Origin of the sequence: Staphylococcus arlettae (assembly GCF_002902345.1) — a bacterium.
In the GTDB taxonomy this organism is placed as follows: domain Bacteria; phylum Bacillota; class Bacilli; order Staphylococcales; family Staphylococcaceae; genus Staphylococcus; species Staphylococcus arlettae.
This window is the reverse complement of record NZ_PPQB01000010.1, coordinates 189,542-208,028: the sequence shown is the minus strand read 5'-3', so window position 1 is coordinate 208,028 and position 18,487 is coordinate 189,542. Positions and strand designations below refer to the sequence as shown.

General features: G+C 33.8%; 18 protein-coding genes and 1 tRNA gene. 4 read left to right on the top strand and 15 right to left on the bottom strand.

Going from position 1 to position 18,487, the window contains the following annotated elements; all coding sequences use genetic code 11:
• Nucleotides 1-119 precede the first annotated feature (119 nt).
• The 6 genes from eno to CD036_RS04670 all read right to left on the bottom strand — a co-directional run bounded on the left by eno (nt 120) and on the right by CD036_RS04670 (nt 7,377).
• A complete protein-coding gene (gene eno / locus CD036_RS04695) occupies nt 120-1,424 on the bottom strand; it encodes a surface-displayed alpha-enolase (RefSeq protein ID WP_002510529.1) in 1,305 nt (434 codons plus the stop codon).
• A gap of 194 nt (nt 1,425-1,618) precedes the next feature.
• On the bottom strand, nt 1,619-3,142 hold the full coding sequence (gene gpmI, locus CD036_RS04690) for a 2,3-bisphosphoglycerate-independent phosphoglycerate mutase (RefSeq protein ID WP_002510530.1): 1,524 nt from the start codon (nt 3,140-3,142) through the stop codon (nt 1,619-1,621).
• A 1-nt stretch (nt 3,143) separates the two neighbouring features.
• Complete coding sequence (tpiA, locus tag CD036_RS04685) at nt 3,144-3,905, bottom strand: triose-phosphate isomerase (RefSeq protein ID WP_002510531.1); 762 nt, start codon at nt 3,903-3,905, stop codon at nt 3,144-3,146.
• 71 nt (nt 3,906-3,976) lie between these two features.
• Nucleotides 3,977-5,167 (bottom strand): phosphoglycerate kinase, encoded by a 1,191-nt coding sequence (locus tag CD036_RS04680; RefSeq protein WP_002510532.1) that lies wholly within the window; start codon nt 5,165-5,167, stop codon nt 3,977-3,979.
• A 133-nt stretch (nt 5,168-5,300) separates the two neighbouring features.
• Entirely contained in the window at nt 5,301-6,308 is a 1,008-nt protein-coding gene (gene gap, locus CD036_RS04675) for a type I glyceraldehyde-3-phosphate dehydrogenase (RefSeq protein WP_002510533.1), read from the bottom strand.
• 40 nt (nt 6,309-6,348) lie between these two features.
• A complete protein-coding gene (locus CD036_RS04670; RefSeq protein ID WP_002510534.1) occupies nt 6,349-7,377 on the bottom strand; it encodes a sugar-binding transcriptional regulator in 1,029 nt (342 codons plus the stop codon).
• 331 nt (nt 7,378-7,708) lie between these two features.
• Between CD036_RS04670 and CD036_RS04665 the strand changes: the two genes are divergently transcribed.
• Nucleotides 7,709-7,927: a hypothetical protein gene (locus CD036_RS04665; protein WP_002510535.1), complete on the top strand. Its 219-nt coding sequence runs from the start codon at nt 7,709-7,711 to the stop codon at nt 7,925-7,927.
• Between the two features lie 41 nt (nt 7,928-7,968).
• Here the strand turns inward: CD036_RS04665 and CD036_RS04660 are convergent, their stop codons facing one another.
• Nucleotides 7,969-8,598, bottom strand: a complete 630-nt coding sequence (locus CD036_RS04660) for a DUF4887 domain-containing protein (RefSeq protein WP_031266603.1) — start codon at nt 8,596-8,598, stop codon at nt 7,969-7,971.
• A 315-nt stretch (nt 8,599-8,913) separates the two neighbouring features.
• On the opposite strand from CD036_RS04660, the gene CD036_RS04655 reads away from it, so the two are divergent.
• Together CD036_RS04655 and CD036_RS04650 are read left to right on the top strand one after the other, a co-directional pair.
• A complete protein-coding gene (locus tag CD036_RS04655; protein WP_002510692.1) occupies nt 8,914-9,102 on the top strand; it encodes a hypothetical protein in 189 nt (62 codons plus the stop codon).
• 232 nt (nt 9,103-9,334) lie between these two features.
• Nucleotides 9,335-10,228: a TIGR01777 family oxidoreductase gene (locus tag CD036_RS04650; RefSeq protein ID WP_002509820.1), complete on the top strand. Its 894-nt coding sequence runs from the start codon at nt 9,335-9,337 to the stop codon at nt 10,226-10,228.
• 64 nt (nt 10,229-10,292) lie between these two features.
• Here the strand turns inward: CD036_RS04650 and clpP are convergent, their stop codons facing one another.
• The gene (gene clpP, locus CD036_RS04645) at nt 10,293-10,877 is read right to left on the bottom strand and encodes an ATP-dependent Clp endopeptidase proteolytic subunit ClpP (protein ID WP_002509821.1); all 585 of its coding nucleotides are present in this window, start codon (nt 10,875-10,877) and stop codon (nt 10,293-10,295) included.
• 149 nt (nt 10,878-11,026) lie between these two features.
• Here clpP and CD036_RS04640 point away from each other — a divergent pair.
• Nucleotides 11,027-11,098: transfer RNA gene (locus CD036_RS04640), tRNA-Arg, on the top strand.
• A 502-nt stretch (nt 11,099-11,600) separates the two neighbouring features.
• On the opposite strand, the gene CD036_RS04635 is transcribed toward CD036_RS04640, so the two are convergent.
• The 7 genes from CD036_RS04635 to CD036_RS04600 form a co-directional block, all read right to left on the bottom strand.
• The gene (locus CD036_RS04635; RefSeq protein ID WP_002509822.1) at nt 11,601-11,825 is read right to left on the bottom strand and encodes a hypothetical protein; all 225 of its coding nucleotides are present in this window, start codon (nt 11,823-11,825) and stop codon (nt 11,601-11,603) included.
• A 633-nt stretch (nt 11,826-12,458) separates the two neighbouring features.
• Entirely contained in the window at nt 12,459-13,400 is a 942-nt protein-coding gene (gene whiA, locus CD036_RS04625; protein ID WP_002509824.1) for a DNA-binding protein WhiA, read from the bottom strand.
• Nucleotides 13,401-13,430: 30 nt separating this feature from the next.
• Entirely contained in the window at nt 13,431-14,432 is a 1,002-nt protein-coding gene (locus tag CD036_RS04620; RefSeq protein ID WP_002509825.1) for a gluconeogenesis factor YvcK family protein, read from the bottom strand.
• Nucleotides 14,419-15,339: an RNase adapter RapZ gene (gene rapZ, locus CD036_RS04615; RefSeq protein ID WP_002509826.1), complete on the bottom strand. Its 921-nt coding sequence runs from the start codon at nt 15,337-15,339 to the stop codon at nt 14,419-14,421. The genes CD036_RS04620 and rapZ overlap by 14 nt, the downstream gene beginning before the upstream one ends.
• A gap of 190 nt (nt 15,340-15,529) precedes the next feature.
• Nucleotides 15,530-16,474 (bottom strand): thioredoxin-disulfide reductase, encoded by a 945-nt coding sequence (gene trxB, locus CD036_RS04610; protein ID WP_002509827.1) that lies wholly within the window; start codon nt 16,472-16,474, stop codon nt 15,530-15,532.
• 62 nt (nt 16,475-16,536) lie between these two features.
• On the bottom strand, nt 16,537-17,973 hold the full coding sequence (locus CD036_RS04605; RefSeq protein WP_021459129.1) for a tetratricopeptide repeat protein: 1,437 nt from the start codon (nt 17,971-17,973) through the stop codon (nt 16,537-16,539).
• A gap of 29 nt (nt 17,974-18,002) precedes the next feature.
• Nucleotides 18,003-18,482, bottom strand: coding sequence for an acyltransferase (locus tag CD036_RS04600; protein ID WP_002509829.1), 480 nt, complete (start codon nt 18,480-18,482; stop codon nt 18,003-18,005).
• Between the last annotated feature and the right edge of the window lie 5 nt (nt 18,483-18,487).

The window sequence follows — 18,487 nt, the reverse complement described above, 5'->3', positions numbered from 1 at the left end:
AGTTTCAAAGTTAAAGATGAATTATTCTGATAGAAACTTTCCATATTGATGCAAAAATAAACACGTAAGTCGATTGACCTACGTGTTTATCAGCGTGAACTCATTTAATTTAAGCTATATTATTTAGATAAATTATAGAATGCTTTAAGTCCTTTGAACTTAGCTGTTTCGAATAATTCATCTTCGATACGTAATAATTGGTTGTATTTCGCAATACGGTCTGTTCTTGATAATGAACCAGTTTTGATTTGACCTGCATTTGTAGCAACTGCAATATCAGAAATTGTTGTATCTTCTGTTTCACCAGAGCGGTGAGAAACTACAGCTGTGTATCCAGCTTTTTGAGCCATTTCAATAGCTTCAAATGTTTCAGTCAATGTACCGATTTGGTTAACTTTGATAAGGATTGAGTTACCAATTCCTTTTTCGATACCTTCTTCTAATTTAACAGTATTTGTAACGAATAAATCGTCACCTACTAATTGTACACGGTCACCAATACGATCAGTTAGAACTTTCCAGCCGTCCCAATCGTTTTCATCCATACCGTCTTCAATAGTAATGATTGGATATTTATTAACTAATTCTTCTAAGTAATCAACTTGCTGTTCAGCAGTAAGTTTCGAACCGTTTTCACCTTCGAATTTAGCATAATTATATACGCCATCTTCAAAGAATTCTGATGAAGCACAGTCAAAGCCTAAGAATACATCTTTACCTGGCTCTAAGCCTACTGCTTTAATTGCTTCTAAAATAGTTTCTACTGCATCTTCAGTACCTTCGAATTTAGGTGCAAAGCCACCTTCGTCACCTACTGCAGTTTCTAAACCACGGTTTTTAAGGATTGATTTCAAGTTGTGGAAGATTTCTGCGCCCCAACGTAATGATTCTTTAAATGTAGCAGCGCCTACTGGTAAAATCATAAATTCTTGGAATGCGATTGGTGCGTCTGAGTGAGAACCACCATTTACGATATTCATCATTGGAACTGGTAATTCTGTACCGTTAAATCCACCTAAATATTTATAAAGTGGTTGTCCTAATAAATCAGCAGCTGCACGCGCTACAGCGATAGATACACCTAAAATAGCGTTTGCTCCTAATTTACCTTTGTTTTCAGTACCGTCTAATTGAATCATCATTTTATCAATAGATACTTGATCTAAAGCTGAGAATTCACCTTCAACGATTTCTGGTGCAATAATTTCATTTACATTTTCTACAGCTTTAGTAACACCTTTACCTAAATAACGTGATTTATCTCCATCACGTAATTCAACTGCTTCGTGTTCACCTGTAGAAGCACCTGAAGGTACTAATGCACGTCCGAATGCACCACTTTCAGTTAATACTTCAACTTCAACTGTTGGATTACCACGTGAGTCTAAGACTTCGCGAGCATAAACATCTGTAATAATTGGCATGTTTGTTAATCTCCTTTTTCCTAAGTAGTTTAGAGTTTTTATTTTTGCACTTTCATTATAGCTTGATTCAACGTAAATATAAAATAATTTAATTATTGAAACAAACTGTGATTATGAAAACAAGTCATATGACTACCTTATCTAAGAAGATAGTCATAGCTTATTATTCTTAAATCTTGGTTGTTTTCTTACTGTTATTTAGAATGATTGATTAACGTTTCACCAGTCATATCTTCTGGTTGTTGAACATTTAATAAATCTAATAATGTTGGTGCTAAGTCACCTAAGCGACCTGTTTCACGTAATGTGACACCTTCTTTAGTAACAATAACTGGTACTGGGTTAGTTGTATGTGTTGTCATAGGTTCATCGTTGTCAGTTAGTACCATGTCTGAGTTACCATGATCTGCTGTAATAATCGCATGACCACCCATGTCGATAATTTTATCTACGACTTCTCCTAGACATTCATCTACAGCTTCAATTGCTTTGATTGTAGGTTCTAACATTCCACTATGTCCAACCATATCTGGATTCGCAAAGTTCAATAGAATTAAATCTAAATCACCTTGGTTTAACTCTTCGATTAAAGCGTCTTTTACTTCATAAGCACTCATCTCAGGTTTTAAATCATACGTTGCAACTTTAGGTGAATCGATTAAGCGTCGACGTTCCCCTTCAAATTCGTCATTACGTCCACCACTCATAAAGTAAGTCACGTGTGGGAATTTTTCAGTTTCAGCAATACGTAATTGTTTTAAACCGTTATCTTGTGCTACTTCACCGATAGTATTTGTTAAATCTACTTTTTCAAAGACAATTTCTGCCGCAACATTATCATTGTATTTTGTAAAAGTAGCATAGTATAAGTCTTTCACTTGTTCTACTTTAAAACCATCAAATACTTTATTTGTGAATACTTCAGAAAGCTGTGCAGCTCTGTCTGGACGGAAATTGAAGAAAATCACTGAATCTCCATCATTCACACCATTGTTTTGGTCAGCAATAATAAATGGTTCTACGAATTCATCAGTAAGGTCTTTAGCATAGTTTGCTTCGACACCTTCTTTTGCAGTAGCAAATGTTGGTCCATCAATGTTGCGAATCGCATTATATGCTTTTTCTTCACGGTCCCAACGCTTGTCTCTATCCATTGCATAATAACGACCTGAAATAGATGCGAATTGACCGATACCAATTTCTGCAAATTTAGCTTCTGTGTCTTCGATAAATTTTAATGCTGATTTTTGATCAACGTCACGTCCATCTAAAAATGCATGAACATATACTTTATCGAGACCTTGTTTTTTAGCTAATTCCAATATTGCAAATAAGTGTTTGTAATGACTGTGCACACCACCATCTGACAATAATCCAAAGACATGTAGCGCAGAATTATTATCTTGTACGTGTGTTATCGCATTATTTAACACTTCATTGTCAAAAAAGTCACCGTCTTCAATAGACTTGTTAATACGAGTTAAGCTTTGATAGACAATACGTCCAGCACCAATATTCATATGACCAACTTCTGAATTACCCATTTGGCCTTCTGGAAGTCCTACATCCAAACCACTTGCTTCGATTTGTGTCGTTGGATATTGGTCAAAATAACGATCAAAGTTCGGTTTGTTAGCTAGTTTGACAGCATTTCCATGTTCACTTTCACGATTTGCAAAACCATCCAAAATGATTAATGCAGTTGGTTGTTTAGCCATATTATTTAGCACCTTCTAACAATTGTACAAAATCGTCGACTTTAAGAGATGCTCCACCTACTAATGCGCCGTCGATATCTGTTTCAGCCATGTATTCTTTAATGTTGTTAGGTTTCACACTACCACCATATTGAATACGAGTTGCGTCTGCTACGTCTTGGCTTGTAGCATCAGCGATTGTTGTTCTTACAAATGCACACATTTCATTTGCATCTTTAGCTGTAGATGATTTACCTGTTCCAATTGCCCATACTGGTTCATAAGCAATTACAACTTGTTTCAATTGTTCGTCTGATAAACCTTCAATAGCTTTTTTCACTTGATTACCTACAACTTCATTTGCTTTACCACTTTCACGTTCTTCATCTGTTTCACCTACACAAATGATTGGAGTCATGCCGTGGTTAAATACTGCATGTGCTTTTTTGTTAATTTCTTCATCAGTTTCGTGGAAAATGTCACGACGTTCTGAATGTCCAATAACAACAAATTTCACACCTAAATCTGCTAATGCTACTGGTGATGTTTCGCCAGTAAATGCACCATTATCTTCAAAATATGCATTTTGCGCACCGATTTGTAATCCTTGTGCTTTCCCTTCATTTACTAATGATACTAAAGCATCTAATTGAATTGTTGGTGCACAGATTACTGATTCAACTTCATTAGTATCTGGTAATGTTGGTAATTCATTGATAAAATCTTTAGCTTCTTGAACTGTTTTGTTCATTTTCCAGTTACCAGCAATAATTGGTTTTCTCATTACAATACACTCCTATTAATTGATTTATAATTATCCTTTAATATAACTATCAGTCATACTTAGTGCGGAATTTATTTATTGGCAATTGCTACAACGCCAGGTAATTCTTTACCTTCAAGATACTCTAGAGATGCTCCGCCACCTGTTGAAATGTGACTGAAATCATCTGCATAGCCTAATGAAATTGCTGCAGCTGCTGAATCGCCGCCACCAATAATAGTATTTGCATCTTTTAATTCAGCGATTGCTTCACAGACACCAATTGTACCTTTAGCAAAGTTACTCAATTCGAAGACACCCATAGGTCCATTCCATACTACAGTATGAGCACCTTGTAGTTGTTCTTTAAATAAGTCGACAGTTTTAGGACCAACATCCATCGCTTCTTGATCAGCAGGAATGTCATCTGTTGATACTACCGTAATCTCAGCATCATTTGAAAATTCTTTAGCGATTTTACAATCAACTGGTAAAACGATTTGGTCACCAGCACGCTCAAGTAATTCTTTAGCAAAATCGACTTTATCTTCTTCTAATAATGATAAGCCAATTTCTTTACCTTGTGCTTTAAAGAACGTATAAGACATGCCACCACCAATAAGTACTTTATCAGCGATTTTCAATAGGTTAGTAATCACACCTATTTTGTCTGAAACTTTCGCACCACCAAGGATAGCTACTACAGGCTTATCAGGGTTTTCTACAACGCCACCGATATATCTAATTTCTTTTTCCATTAAGAAACCTGCTACTGTTTCTAAATTAGCTGCAATACCTACGTTAGATGCATGTTCACGATGTGCTGTACCAAACGCATCATTTACAAAAACATCGCCTAATGAAGCCCAATATTTACCTAATTCAGCATCATTTTTTGATTCTTTTTTACCATCAACATCTTCAAAACGAGTATTTTCGACTAATAGTACATCGCCTTCATTTAATTCTTGAATAGCTTGTTCTAATTGTTCTCCACGTGTTTCAGGAACAAAAACCACGTTTTTATTTAATTTTGTTGATAATGCTTCGGCTACAGGTTTTAATGTTAATTCTTGTTTATCACTTTCTTCTTTTACTTTTCCTAAGTGTGAGAATAAGACGATTTTACCACCTTGTTCAACAATGTAATTAATTGTCGGTAAGGCTTGAACGATACGGTTATCGTCAGTAATTTCTCCATCTTTCATAGGAACATTAAAGTCAGCACGAACAAGTACAGTTTTACCTTTTAATTCTATATCAGAAACGATTTTTTTAGCCATTTAAACTACCTCCTTTTAATGGGACAATACAGTAAAATAAGCGGAGAAGCGTTTGTGCTCCCCGCTTACTCCTAAGCTTATAGTTAAAATTTAACAGCACAACAAGCTTGCTAAATTAATATTTAAACTAAAATTATTTAGCTTGTGATGCTAATTGTTCTAAAGTACGAACTAATTGTGCAGTGTAAGACATTTCATTGTCATACCAAGCTGCTACTTTAACCATTTGTTGGTTACCAACAGTCATTACACGAGTTTGTGTAGCATCGAATAATGAACCGTAAGTCATACCGATTACGTCAGAAGAAACGATTTCGTCTTCAGTGTAACCAAATGATTCGTTTGAAGCATTTTTCATTGCACTATTAACGTCTTCAACAGTTACTTCTTTGTCTAATACAACTGTTAATTCAGTTAATGAACCAGTAGCTACTGGTACACGTTGAGCGCCACCATCTAATTTACCATCGATTTCAGGAATAACTAAACCGATTGCTTTAGCAGCACCTGTTGAGTTAGGAATAATGTTTTCAGCAGCTGCACGCGCACGACGTTTGTCACCTTTTCTGTGAGGAGCGTCTTGTGTGCTTTGGTCACCAGTGTAAGCATGGATAGTAGTCATTAAACCTTCTACTAAACCGAAGTCATCGTTTAATACTTTAGCAACTGGAGCTAATGAGTTAGTAGTACATGAAGCACCTGATACAACTGTTTCAGAACCATCTAATTCATTGTGGTTAGTGTTGAATACGATTGTTTTTAAATCACCTGATGCTGGAGCAGAGATTAATACTTTTTTCGCACCTGCGTCGATATGAGCTGATGCTTTATCTTTGTCTGCGAATAAACCAGTACATTCTAAAACAACATCGATATCTAAGTCGCCCCATGGTAATTTATTTGGATCTGGTTCTGAGAATGATTTAACTTCTTGACCATTTACACGGAAACCGTCATTTTCTACTTCAACTTCTCCTGTGAAACGTCCTTGCATAGTGTCATATTTTAATAAGTGTGCTAACATTTCATCATCTGTTAAGTCGTTTACTGCTACAACGTCGATTCCATCAACGTTTTGAATTCTTCTAAATGCTAAACGACCGATTCTACCAAAACCATTAATTGCTACTTTAACTGCCATTATAATGGCCTCCTTTAAAAATGATATTTAAAAAGTGAAATCACTTTTTATTACTATAATCTGAAATAACTTCTGCCGCACCTTCATCTGTAATTAATACAGTGTTGGCAGGGGCAATTGATAGGTAAGCTTTAATTGCTTCTCCTTTTGACTTACCCCCAGCGACGGCAAAAATAAACCTTTTTGACTCAAGGTCTTCTAACTGTAGTCCAATTGTTTTAACTCTATGCACTACATCGCCTCGATCATCGAAGTAATAACCAAATGCTTCTCCGACGGCATTATGATGTTGAAGTTTATCCACAATTTCTTGCGGAGACTGGCGTCTTTTAGCCATTTTCAGCGCATCACCAATACCGTGAATTGTAATATTTGATTCTCTAATTTTTTCAAGTGTATGAATTACTGATGGTTCATTTAATAATGTATTATACGTTGTTTCACTTACATTATCCGGTACATAAAGTGTGGTATATTCACCATTTGTTTGCTGAGCCATGCTTGCAGCAATGGTGTTTGCCTGATACACAACATTTTCACCGAGACCACCTCGAGCTGGAACAAAAAAGACATTGTATGGTTGTTGATGCATAGCTTCACTGACATAAGCCATTGTGGAACCACCCGTAACTGATACAACTGAATTTTCATACAGACTATTTTCCAATAATTGACCAGCTTGTCTTGCTAACTCAATTTTAACGGAACGCTCATTATCTGTATCACCAGGTATCACATAAACATCGCGAATACCATATTGCTCTTTAATGCCTTGTGCTAAATGATGACTATCTGAATACACATTAAAATAACTATTTAATTGTTGTATTGTCAGTTCACCTTCAGCTGTAATTTCCATTCCTGTTGGTTTAACTTTGATAAGTTCTTGCTTCTTTAACATATCTGTTTCGGAACGCAATACCCGCTCTGTTAAATCCATATACTCACTTAAACTTCGTCTACCTACAGGTTGATTTTTAGCGATAGTAGTTAATATAGAAAAACGACGATACATTTTTTCAACAATTTCAGGCACTAACTTCTGTTGAATATTTATCAAGTCTTTCACTACTATCCTCCTCCAATTCCAAAATAAAGGGTCATCTTACAACCATAGGTTGACTTTTTCCGTCCCTAGTGGGACAAAAAAATATAACCATTTACAATTGCAATACTACTACTATATCTAGAGAATTGCAAGCATAAGAACTACCCCTTTAAAATGAATGTGCTTACATCATTGCTATAAGGTCTTACGTTATCAATAATACCCTTATTACTTAAATCTAATCATCACTAAACTACAAATTTGCAGTGAAATAAATTGACCCACAGAGACACTGTCCATCATAATTTAAGTATAATTAAATTTTTATTCTTGTGAAGTGGAGGGGCATAATTTGTCCAAAGAAAAACAAAATGAAGTTATTGAACCAGGTGATCAACGATATCGAAATGATGATTATTTTAATAACCAAAACGGTCACTATCAATCAAGAGGTTATATTAAAACTTTTAATTGTGGTTGTGGTCCAATTGGTTGCGGCTGTTTCACACTCATTTTTCTCTTATTCCTAATTTCATCATTAGTAAGTTATATTTTAAATTGGATATTTTAATTCAAAAAAACGCCTAAGCAGATTGCTTAAGGCGTTTATTATTAATCATCTTCTGATGAGCTAGACTGATTACTTTGTTGTGATGAACCTTCGCTGTTTTGGGAACTATTATTTGTTGATGGTTTATCTTGAGTTTTCGGTTCTTCGGTCTTTGGTTCTTCGGTAGACGGTTCTTCAGTAGACGGCTCTTCTGTAGATGGTTCTTCTGTTTCAGGTTCTTCGGTCTTTGGTTCCTCTGTCTTTGGTTCTTCAGTAGACGGCTCTTTGGTCTTTGGCTCTTCTGTCTTTGGTTCCTCTGTAGATGGCTCTTTGGTCTTAGGTTCTTCGGTCTTTGGTTCTTTTGTTTTTGGCTCAGACGTACGTTCTTCTGTTGTCGCTGGCTGTCTCGTCTCTTCTGTAGTTTGAGGAACTTGTTGTGTTTGCTGAGTTTGCTGTGTTTGTTGCGTTTGTTGTGTTTGTTGCGTTTCTTGAGTAGACTCTTCAGTATCTTTTTTCTTTTTTTCTTTATCTTTATCTTTTTTCTTATCTTTGTCTTGTTGTTCTTGTTTTTGATCAGATAAGCGTTCATTAGCTTTATTAGAATGATCTACAAAAGCAAAAATTGCAAAAATCAGGCCACCAAGTAATAACAATACAATTATTCCACTTATAATTTTCGACAAATTACTCATATTTTTTTATGCTTATCATCAAAATTAATTTTTGATGTGCATTTACTTCCCCCTCACTTTTCAGTATTATATTGCGTTTATGCTATGCATTTTATGCGTATTTGATTATTGAAGTACGAAACTATATTTTACACTATTCAGGGATTTTATTAAACTCTTTAATTTAAAATTACCTCCTGGCTTATTTTCAAAACATTTTGTAGTAAAATAAATTAACAAACGAGTTGAAGTACTATTAATAATACAAAGACTACACAACTAAATTTAAATATTTTTCACTATGTCATTCATTAATCTAAATGCGAGGTGCTTATTTTGAAACAAATAGATCCTTTCAATGATTCACAACATACAAATAAAAAACATAATAATGTAAAAACTATGATGCTTGAAAATGAGGCAAATGATAATCACAAATCGTCAACTGTTAAATTCGTCATTACACTTATACTATTTATTTTTATTGTTTTCTTTATAATTGGTATTATTTTAATTTTGACGTAATTTACATAAATCTACAAATATCATATCTTATAAAACAAATCTTTAACTTATCTTTAAAAATATAATGTATACTAAAACAATCAAGTAATTTCACGATGACTTTAATAAAAATCATCGCTTTTACAATATTTATTAATTAAGCAATTTGAAATATACCTAATTTTCATTCAAAATATTATGTGATTCTTGTAATAGTGAAATATTAGCGTCAAACTACATAAGAGGTGATATTATGAAACACTATTTAATCACAGGTGGTACTGGTATGATCGGTACCCAACTCGTGAACGCAATCGTCGAAAGTGATGCACACATAACTATCCTCACTCGCCATGATCAACGTGCAACTCACTCTAACATCCGTTATGTTAATTGGTCTAAATCTAATTGGGAAAATAACGTGCCTGATATTGATATTGTTATCAATTTAGCTGGCGCAACGTTAAATAAACGTTGGACGCCATCATACAAAAGAACGATTATGCTAAGTAGAATTCAATCAACACAAGCATTAGTAAATTTATTTAGTAATAGATCTCATAAACCAGAGATATTCTTCAATGCGAGTGCCGTCGGTTATTACCGCCCTGACGCTTACCAAACTTACACTGAATTATATCAGTCATTACCTTTTGATTTTTTATCAGAAGTAGTATATCAATGGGAACGTATAGCTAAACAGTTTGAGTCGTTTGGTACACGTGTCGTTATTGGTCGTTTTGGAATGGTGTTATCTAATCAAGGTGGTGCATTCCCACTTATGAAATTACCATATGATTTAAATGTTGGTGGTAAGTTAGGTTCCGGCCAACAATGGTATTCATGGATTCATATTAACGACTTAACACGTGCGATTTTATATCTCATTAATAACGAACGAGCAAGCGGACCATTCAATTTAACCGCACCAGTTGTTGAACGTCAAAATCTTTTTGGTTATACGATAGCAAGAATTAGTCATAAGCCACATTGGACTTGGGTGCCATCACCATTAATACGTCTCATGTTAGGTCAAATGTCAACAATCGCTTTAGATACTCAAAAAGTAATTCCAACAAAATTAGAAGCTTTAGGTTTTGAATTTAATTATCCAAATTTAAAATTAGCTGTGGAAGAGTTAATTTAAATAGTTAATTATCATTGAATAAAACATTAAAAAACCAGTCCTATATAGGACTGGTTTTAATTATTTATGCTTCTGGTTCCATAACATGGTCAATTAAACCATATTCTTTTGCTTCGTCAGCAGATAAGAAATTATCACGGTCTGTGTCTTTTTCAATTTTTTCAATTGATTGACCTGTACGTTCAGCTAAAATTTTATTTAATTTAGCTCTTGTTTTTAAGATATGGTTCGCAGCAATTTCTATTTCTGTCGCTTGACCTTGGGCACCACCTAATGGTTGGTGAATCATAACTTCAGCATTAGGTAACGCAAAACGTTTACCTTTAGCACCAGCTGATAATAAGAATGAACCCATTGATGCAGCCATACCAATACAAATTGTTTGTACATCTGGTTTAATATGTTGAATTGTATCATAAATCGCAAAACCAGCTGTTACACTACCACCAGGTGAATTGATATATAAGTAAATATCTTTTTCAGCATCTTGTGCTTGTAAGAATAATAATTGAGAAACAATTGAGTTTGCAACATTGTCATCAATTTGTGAACCTAACATAATTATGCGGTCTTTTAATAAACGTGAGTAAATGTCATAAGCACGTTCACCACGATTTGTTGTTTCGATTACTGTAGGAATTAAATTCATAATATTTCCTCCTTATTTATAACTGTTGAATTTATTTTAACCTAAAAGTCAAAAATGGTCAAAAAATAAACTCATGTTTTTTATTCTTTTTAAAAAGTGTATTGACCATTACTTTGAAGATTTGTAAACTTAAAGTATTGTTTATTTTACCCCTCGTAGTGTAATGGATAACACTTAAGATTCCGGTTCTTACAATAGGGGTTCGATTCCCTTCGAGGGGGCTAAGTTAGTGTTCAACGTTACTTCTTGCTACCACAAGCTTTAAGAAGTTTTATTAATCGTCGTTGGGCACTTTATATATTTATACATTTGAGATGCTATCAAAACATTTAATTTCTACCTATTTTTTAGGTAGTTTTTTTATTAATAACATTAACTTAAAAAGTAGTTTAATCCATTTTATTATTTATATAACACAACTACTATACCTTATAAAAGTGATTATAGCATGTAGCTTATAAGTTATATACCAAATTAACTTTCTTTTTACTTTTCAATACGGCATATAATATTTCACTAAAGATAAGCTACAGGTACTAAATTCATAGCTAGAAACCACTCTGCACTCATTCTGACAAATGCTGTAAGTGCGCTAAATAGACATATTTAAAAGTACCGATTGTACTGTTTTTTATAAATACAATATAACTGCGACATATAAATAAAAAACAAACACATAATTGATTACATGTTTGTTTCTGCTTTTTCGTTCTTATATTTTACTTAACCAAAAATGATTAATAAAAAGCCAACTGCAAATAATGCAGTCGAAGCCTTTCGCCCTCTATAAAACTCACTTAATAATATTGTTGCTAAACCTACGATGACAAGTTGTTGATTATAAGCAACAACTCCCATAAAATCACCTATCATCATGATGACGCCGCGTACAACCCAAAAAATGATGAGCACCATCGCGATAAGTCTTAAATAAGCTAAAATTTTCACTACGTTAACGCTCCTTATACAACTAATTCCTTTTATAATAACTTAATATCAATTCTAACATGTATACCTATAATTGATATATTTTATGTTTTACTATGACAATTAATTTTTATACTAAAGGAATAGATGTTTTTATTGCTTTGATTGTTTGTCTCATTGACTTGATGACAAACAATCATTGAATAAGTAATATTTTAGTATTATATTGGCTAACGATTTATGCCAACTCCTGCGGGAAGAGCACTTGCCGAAGACTACAGGCTAAGGCAGTGCCCGCGGAAAGCGTGCATAAAAAAAACTGCCAACAAAGTCAGAAATTTTGTCGACAGTCTGAAAGATATCTTCATTTTATGGAAGTATCTTTGTTTATATTTAAACTATTAAACTTTGTGATATTCTATTGGATCGATTTCATGTTTCCTCATATCTGAACCCTTTTGATAGGAAACGACTATGCCAATAATTAATACTATCATTAACATAGTTACGAAAATTTTCCCGGCGGGTGTCATGGTAAAAATCTCACTCAAAACAATAAGTATGATTAATACGAAAAATAACACGAAAGCTAGATACATTAGTAAATTAGCCATATTATTACTCTCTCTGTAGATTTCTCTATTGCACTATTATTTAATCAATCTGTTCGCCACTGCGTATTTTATCAGCCATTTCGTTTAATTTTCTTAAACGATGGTTAACTCCAGATTTTGAAATGGCACCAGTAGACATCATTTCACCTAATTCTTTTAACGACACATCTTGATGCTCAACACGTAATTTAGCTATTTCTCTTAGGCGATCAGGTAAATTATCTAAACCGACTTCCTTGTCTATCAATTGAATACTTTCAACTTGTTTCATTGCAGCACTTACGGTTTTATTTAAGTTCGCAGTTTCACAGTTCACAAGCCTATTTACTGAATTTCTCATATCACGCACAATTCTAACATCTTCAAACTTAAGTAGCGCTTGGTAACCACCAATTAAACTAAGAAAATCAGATATTTTTTCAGCTTCCTTCAGATAAACGATACTTCCTTTTTTACGTTCTAAATGTTTACCATTAAGGTCATATTCATTCATTAATTTCGTTAATCCTTCTGAATGGCTTTCATATAATGAAAATATTTCTAAATGATACGATGATGTTTCAGGATTATTTACCGAACCACCTGCTAAAAATGCTCCTCGCAAATAACTACGACGCATTTCATCATCTGCTATCATAGATTCATCTATTTCGTGGGTAAAGACACCATCTTTCAATATACCTAAGTCTGCCAATATTTTACGTGATTGCATTTTTATTCGACAAATATAAATATTATTTTTCTTTAATTTCATTTTCTTTCTTACAAGGATTTCAACCTCTACTTGGAATACTTTTTTTATTAATGAATATATACGTCTTGCAGTTGTAGCATTCTCAGTTTGCACATTTATTACAAACTGTTGATTTGCTAGACTCAACGCACCATTCATTCGGATCAAAGCACTGAGCTCTGCTTTTGCGTTGTCTATATCAACTTCAATTCTTGTTAATTCATTTTTCATGTCTGATGCAAAGCTCATAGCTATCCATTCCTTTTCTTATATTACATATTACAATTCATCGTCTTCTTTTTTGGGATTAAATTTAATCGTTCTTGTTGTATCTAAGGCAATTTCATAAATCATTTTCGACAATACTTTAGTATTATGCCTAACATAATACTCAGATGAAATTTGCACTAAGTCGGGATGTGTGTAGACTGCAATATTTTCATTCTCTAATACTTCATAATCACATATTACCGGCGTTGCATTCTCTTGGATATATCGTTCTAATACTTCTTTATTGTATGTTTGCGGTCCACAAATCGTACTATCAATAAATGCCTGTCCAACATGATCATGTATAGCTTTAATATGATCATACGCCGTGTAATCATTCGTTTCACCAGCTTGCGTCATCACATTAGTAACATAAAGTTTTGGCGCTTCGCTTTCCACCAATGTTTGCGCAATTCCCTCAACACACAAATTAGATATCACACTGGTGTAAAGTGAACCAGGTCCTAATACAATTAAATCAGCATCTTTTAATGCTTGAGTTGCTTCTGCCATAGGTTTTACATCTTGAGGTTCAAGAAAAACTTGTTTAATTTTCTTATTTTTCTTTGGTATATTAGACTCTCCATGGACAATTTCGCCATCTTCCATCACTGCATTTAAACGCACACTTTCGTTAGTTGATGGGATAACCTGACCTTTAATATTTAAAATTTTACTCAATTCTTTAACCGCATGACCAAAGTCATCCGTTATATTTGTCAAGGCAGCAATAAGTAAATTTCCTAGTGCGTGACCTTCTATTTGATTTTCTTGGAAACGGTATTTAAATAAAGCATCAATCATAGGTTCTGCTTCACTTAACGCTGAAATTACATTTCGGATGTCACCGGGTGCAGGAATATTCATTTCATTACGAATTTTACCAGTGCTTCCCCCATCATCTGCCACAGTTACAATAGTTGTGATATCTATATTGTAATCTCTAAGTCCACGTGCTAAGACAGAAAGTCCTGTACCGCCACCGATGAGTACGAGCTTAATTTTTTCCATTTTGTTCGCCACTTTCAATATGTGCATCTCTATGATGAACATAAACGTTATAGTCAAAACTTTCTCTTAGCGATTCTCCAATACGTTTCGCTAAAGCGACGGAGCGATGCTGTCCGCCTGTACAACCTAAAGCAATCACAAGCTGTGTCTTCCCTTCTTTTTTATATCCTGGAATCATAAATTTTAATAAGTCCATCAATTTCTCATAAAAAATAGTTGTTTCTTTCCATTTCATAACATATTTATAAACTGCCTCATCTTCACCTGTTAGTGGTCTTAAAGATTCTACATAGTACGGATTAGGTAAAAAGCGAACATCAAACACTAAATCAGCATCGATTTGCATACCGTGTTTAAAACCAAAACTCGTTACATTAATACTAAACGTTTCAAAATTATCATTATTAAAATAATCATTCACACGACTTTTAAGTTCTTTAGGTTTAATATTTGATGTATCAATAATGTAATTCGCTAAGCTGCGAATTTCAGTAAGCAGATAGCGTTCTTCCTCAATAGATTCCATAAGTGGGCGTTGACCGTTATCATTAAGTGGATGCGCTCTACGGGTTTCTTTATAACGAGATACTAACTTTTCCGTAGTAGCTTCTAAAAACATTAAATCAACAATAACGTCTCCACGACTTTTAATTTGGTCCATTTCCTGCACTAATGATTTGAACAGTTCTTTTCCTCTTAAATCAATGGCGATGGCAACCTTTTGTAGTGATGGATTACCTTGTTCCATTAATTCTACAAATTTAGGCAATAATATCGGCGGTAAATTATCGACACAAAAATAACCAATATCTTCTAAACTTTGAATTACTAAAGACTTTCCAGCTCCGGATAAGCCAGTAATCACTAATAATTCACTTTTTACGATTTCCTTTTCTTTATGTTGCATTTGTTATACACCATCCATTGTTTAATATGTTATTTGGACACAATCATGCTATCGTAATATATTTTACAACAAATTTCAATTGCACGATAGTAATTTTACTACATGATGGACAGCAAAACATAAAAAAGCTAGTGCAAGTTTACGTTACTTTAACTGTAAGTCCTCACACTAGCTATTTCTTAGTTGCTAATTACGCTTCAATTCGATCTTTTAATTCTTCAATATATGCTTGCGCATTTTGTGCAGCAATACTACCGTCACCAGTCGCAGTTACGATTTGACGTAAACCTTTTTCTCGTACATCGCCAGCCGCGTAAATACCTGGTATAGATGTTTGCATTTCTTCGTCTGTTAAGATATATCCTACATCATTGGTAATACCAAGATTTTGGAAAGGTGCAGTTAGTGGCTTCATGCCGATATAAACAAATACACCGTCAGCATCTAATGTTTGTTCAGTTCCATCTACAGTTGATGCTAACGTAACTGAACCTACTTTGCCATCTTTTTCATTAATTGTTTTTAGCGTATGACTCCAAATGAAATCAATTTTATCATTTTTGAATGCACGATCTTGCAATATTTTTTGTGCACGTAATTCATCTCTTCTGTGTACGATAGTAACACTATCAGCAAATTTAGTTAAGAATGTACCTTCTTCAACTGCTGAATCTCCGCCACCGATAACGAATAGTTTTTTACCTTTAAAGAATGCTCCGTCACATACTGCACAATAGCTGACACCACGACCTCCAAGCTCTTGTTCACCTGGTACTCCAATTTTTTTGTATTCGGCACCAGTAGTGATGATAACTACGTGTGCTGTAATTTGGCTATTGCCTAAATCTACAACTTTATAGTCACCTTTGTCTTCGACTGATTTAATATCACCATATTGGTATTTAGCACCAAACTTTTTCGCATGTTCAAACATTTTAGTAGATAAATCTGGTCCCGTAACCATTTCAAAACCTGGGAAATTTTCTACTTCTTCTGTATTTGCCATTTGACCGCCTGGCATACCTCTTTCTATCATTACTGTACTTAAATTCGCACGTGATGCATATACAGCTGCAGTCATACCAGCTGGTCCTGCACCAATTATAGCAACATCAAAGTCTACTTGTTCAGTCATTTCATTGCCTCCTATTTATATTCATTATGCGCATTATATATTATTTCTTGCATTTCTTAAACTTATATGCTCATGAGATATTGAATGGTTTGATCTAAGCGATAGCGTGTCACTTCGAACCAATCCATAACTTGTTGTTTCGTTAATTTTTTATTTTTATGTTGATAATGTATATATGCAAATGCTGCAAGATACCATTCAACATGTGTTAAATCTTTATTGTCTGCGATTATTGCTTCGGCTTGATCAATCCATACAATAAACAATTCTTCATCTTGTTTCAAGTGTTGTGTTTCATATAGTTTTAACAATCCACGGTGAATAAAATCTAATTTTGTTAATTTCAATCCTTGGATTAAATATGTGAGATACAATTTTTCATAATCATTCATTGTTTCTAAAATCGACCATATTTCTTCCGTGAGCAATACTTCTCTGCCCTTTAATTGATTTAGTAAAAATATGCCATATAATCGATGATGACTATCATCATTCAACAATAAAGGTAGAATTTGATTGTTAAAATAATCTTTACTTTCTTCAATTTTCCACGGGGCATAGCCCATGTCTACTTTTGATATTTCTTGAAGTTTTGACCAAAAGAATTTACTATCCTCTAACTGATCTAAATAATAATGATTAAAACTTAAAGCATTATACATTTGAATCGACAGAAACTTACCTTTTTTATAAAGAGGCAATAAGAGGTTTTGCGAAGCTTGATATTCTTTCAAATAACTTAAGACGATGCCTAATTTAAAAGCTTCATCTTCATTCATTGGCACTACTTTTCCTAGTAACTTTAAATATTGTTGATATTTTTCTTTTTCTTTAGTGTTGTATAGTAACAACGTGTAATGACACAACGCGTGCATATCTGTAGCATCTTCAGATAATAATTGTTCAAACATAGTCTTAGCTATATCATATTCGTTTAAATACAAATAACACATTGCTAATAAATTACGAATAATTTTATGTTGTTGAATCACTGCATTCTGACGTAGAATATATGCTTTCGCTTCTGGTAAACGTCCTTGTGAAAATAAATATTGAAAAATTAGTTGTATTGCAAAGAGTTGACTTTCTTGTTCAATATCGTGCTCTGAACTATACGACACTTCAAACATTTCATCTAGTTGCGTTTGGTATTCGTCATCATTTGAAACTAATACATAATTAATACCAAACAAGAAAGCCTTGTTTGGTTCATTTAACTCAATGTTTAACTGACTTAATTGATAGAAACTTTCGGCAACAAATTCATTTTGTGCAACACTTTCATAAAACAGTCTTTCAGCTCTTTGGCCTTGACCTAATTTCACTAAACACGTGGCATAACTGACTTTAACATCAAAATCTTGAGGTGACATTTCAAGCACTTTTCTAAAAAACGTTGCCGCTTTATTATAATCCTGTTGTTCAAATTTTGATTCGCCTCTGCGTTTATAAAAATCAGCGTCTAACTTCATTGATATAATTTTGTCGTTATGTGCCATCCATGCTCACCTCCTTTAGCAAGTTCTTTTTATTGTTTCACAATATGCAATGGATTTCCATAGGCAAATGCATTGTCAGGTATGTCTTTACTTACAACAGCTCCAGCACCCACCTTAACATTTGAACCTATGACCACACCAGGCAATATCGTACAATTCGCACCAATTAAAGTATCGTTCCCGATAATTACTTTACCTGTTCTAAACTCATCTACTAAAAATTCATGCGTTAAAATTGTAGTATTGTAACCGACAACACAATTTTTTCCAATTGTAATGTATTCTGGGTACAAAATATCCGGTATCACTTTATAAGCAAATGCAGTATTAGCACCTACTTTCATATGCAAGACATGTCGATAAAGAAAATGTTTCAAACGTACACTTGGTACAAAGCGACATAGTTCAATGACTATAGTTTGTTTAAAGATCTTAACTTTTTTAACATATCGATACATGTGCCATAGTGGATTTTTCCCTAATACAGCTATTTTTTTAACATTTCTCATGTTTT

Bases quoted from the DNA above. Each gene is read 5' to 3' on its own strand.
- gap (WP_002510533.1), bottom strand. From the start codon at position 6,308: ATGGCAGTTAAAGTAGCAATTAATGGTTTTGGTAGAATCGGTCGTTTA.
- CD036_RS04600 (WP_002509829.1), bottom strand. From the start codon at position 18,482: ATGAGAAATGTTAAAAAAATAGCTGTATTAGGGAAAAATCCACTATGG.
- CD036_RS04680 (WP_002510532.1), bottom strand. From the start codon at position 5,167: ATGGCTAAAAAAATCGTTTCTGATATAGAATTAAAAGGTAAAACTGTA.
- gpmI (WP_002510530.1), bottom strand. From the start codon at position 3,142: ATGGCTAAACAACCAACTGCATTAATCATTTTGGATGGTTTTGCAAAT.
- eno (WP_002510529.1), bottom strand. From the start codon at position 1,424: ATGCCAATTATTACAGATGTTTATGCTCGCGAAGTCTTAGACTCACGT.
- whiA (WP_002509824.1), bottom strand. From the start codon at position 13,400: ATGAGCTTTGCATCAGACATGAAAAATGAATTAACAAGAATTGAAGTT.
- rapZ (WP_002509826.1), bottom strand. From the start codon at position 15,339: ATGCAACATAAAGAAAAGGAAATCGTAAAAAGTGAATTATTAGTGATT.
- CD036_RS04620 (WP_002509825.1), bottom strand. From the start codon at position 14,432: ATGGAAAAAATTAAGCTCGTACTCATCGGTGGCGGTACAGGACTTTCT.
- tpiA (WP_002510531.1), bottom strand. From the start codon at position 3,905: ATGAGAAAACCAATTATTGCTGGTAACTGGAAAATGAACAAAACAGTT.
- trxB (WP_002509827.1), bottom strand. From the start codon at position 16,474: ATGACTGAACAAGTAGACTTTGATGTTGCTATAATTGGTGCAGGACCA.
- clpP (WP_002509821.1), bottom strand. From the start codon at position 10,877: ATGAATTTAATTCCTACAGTAATCGAAACAACAAATCGTGGTGAACGT.
- CD036_RS04605 (WP_021459129.1), bottom strand. From the start codon at position 17,973: ATGGCACATAACGACAAAATTATATCAATGAAGTTAGACGCTGATTTT.
- CD036_RS04660 (WP_031266603.1), bottom strand. From the start codon at position 8,598: ATGAGTAATTTGTCGAAAATTATAAGTGGAATAATTGTATTGTTATTA.
- CD036_RS04650 (WP_002509820.1), top strand. From the start codon at position 9,335: ATGAAACACTATTTAATCACAGGTGGTACTGGTATGATCGGTACCCAA.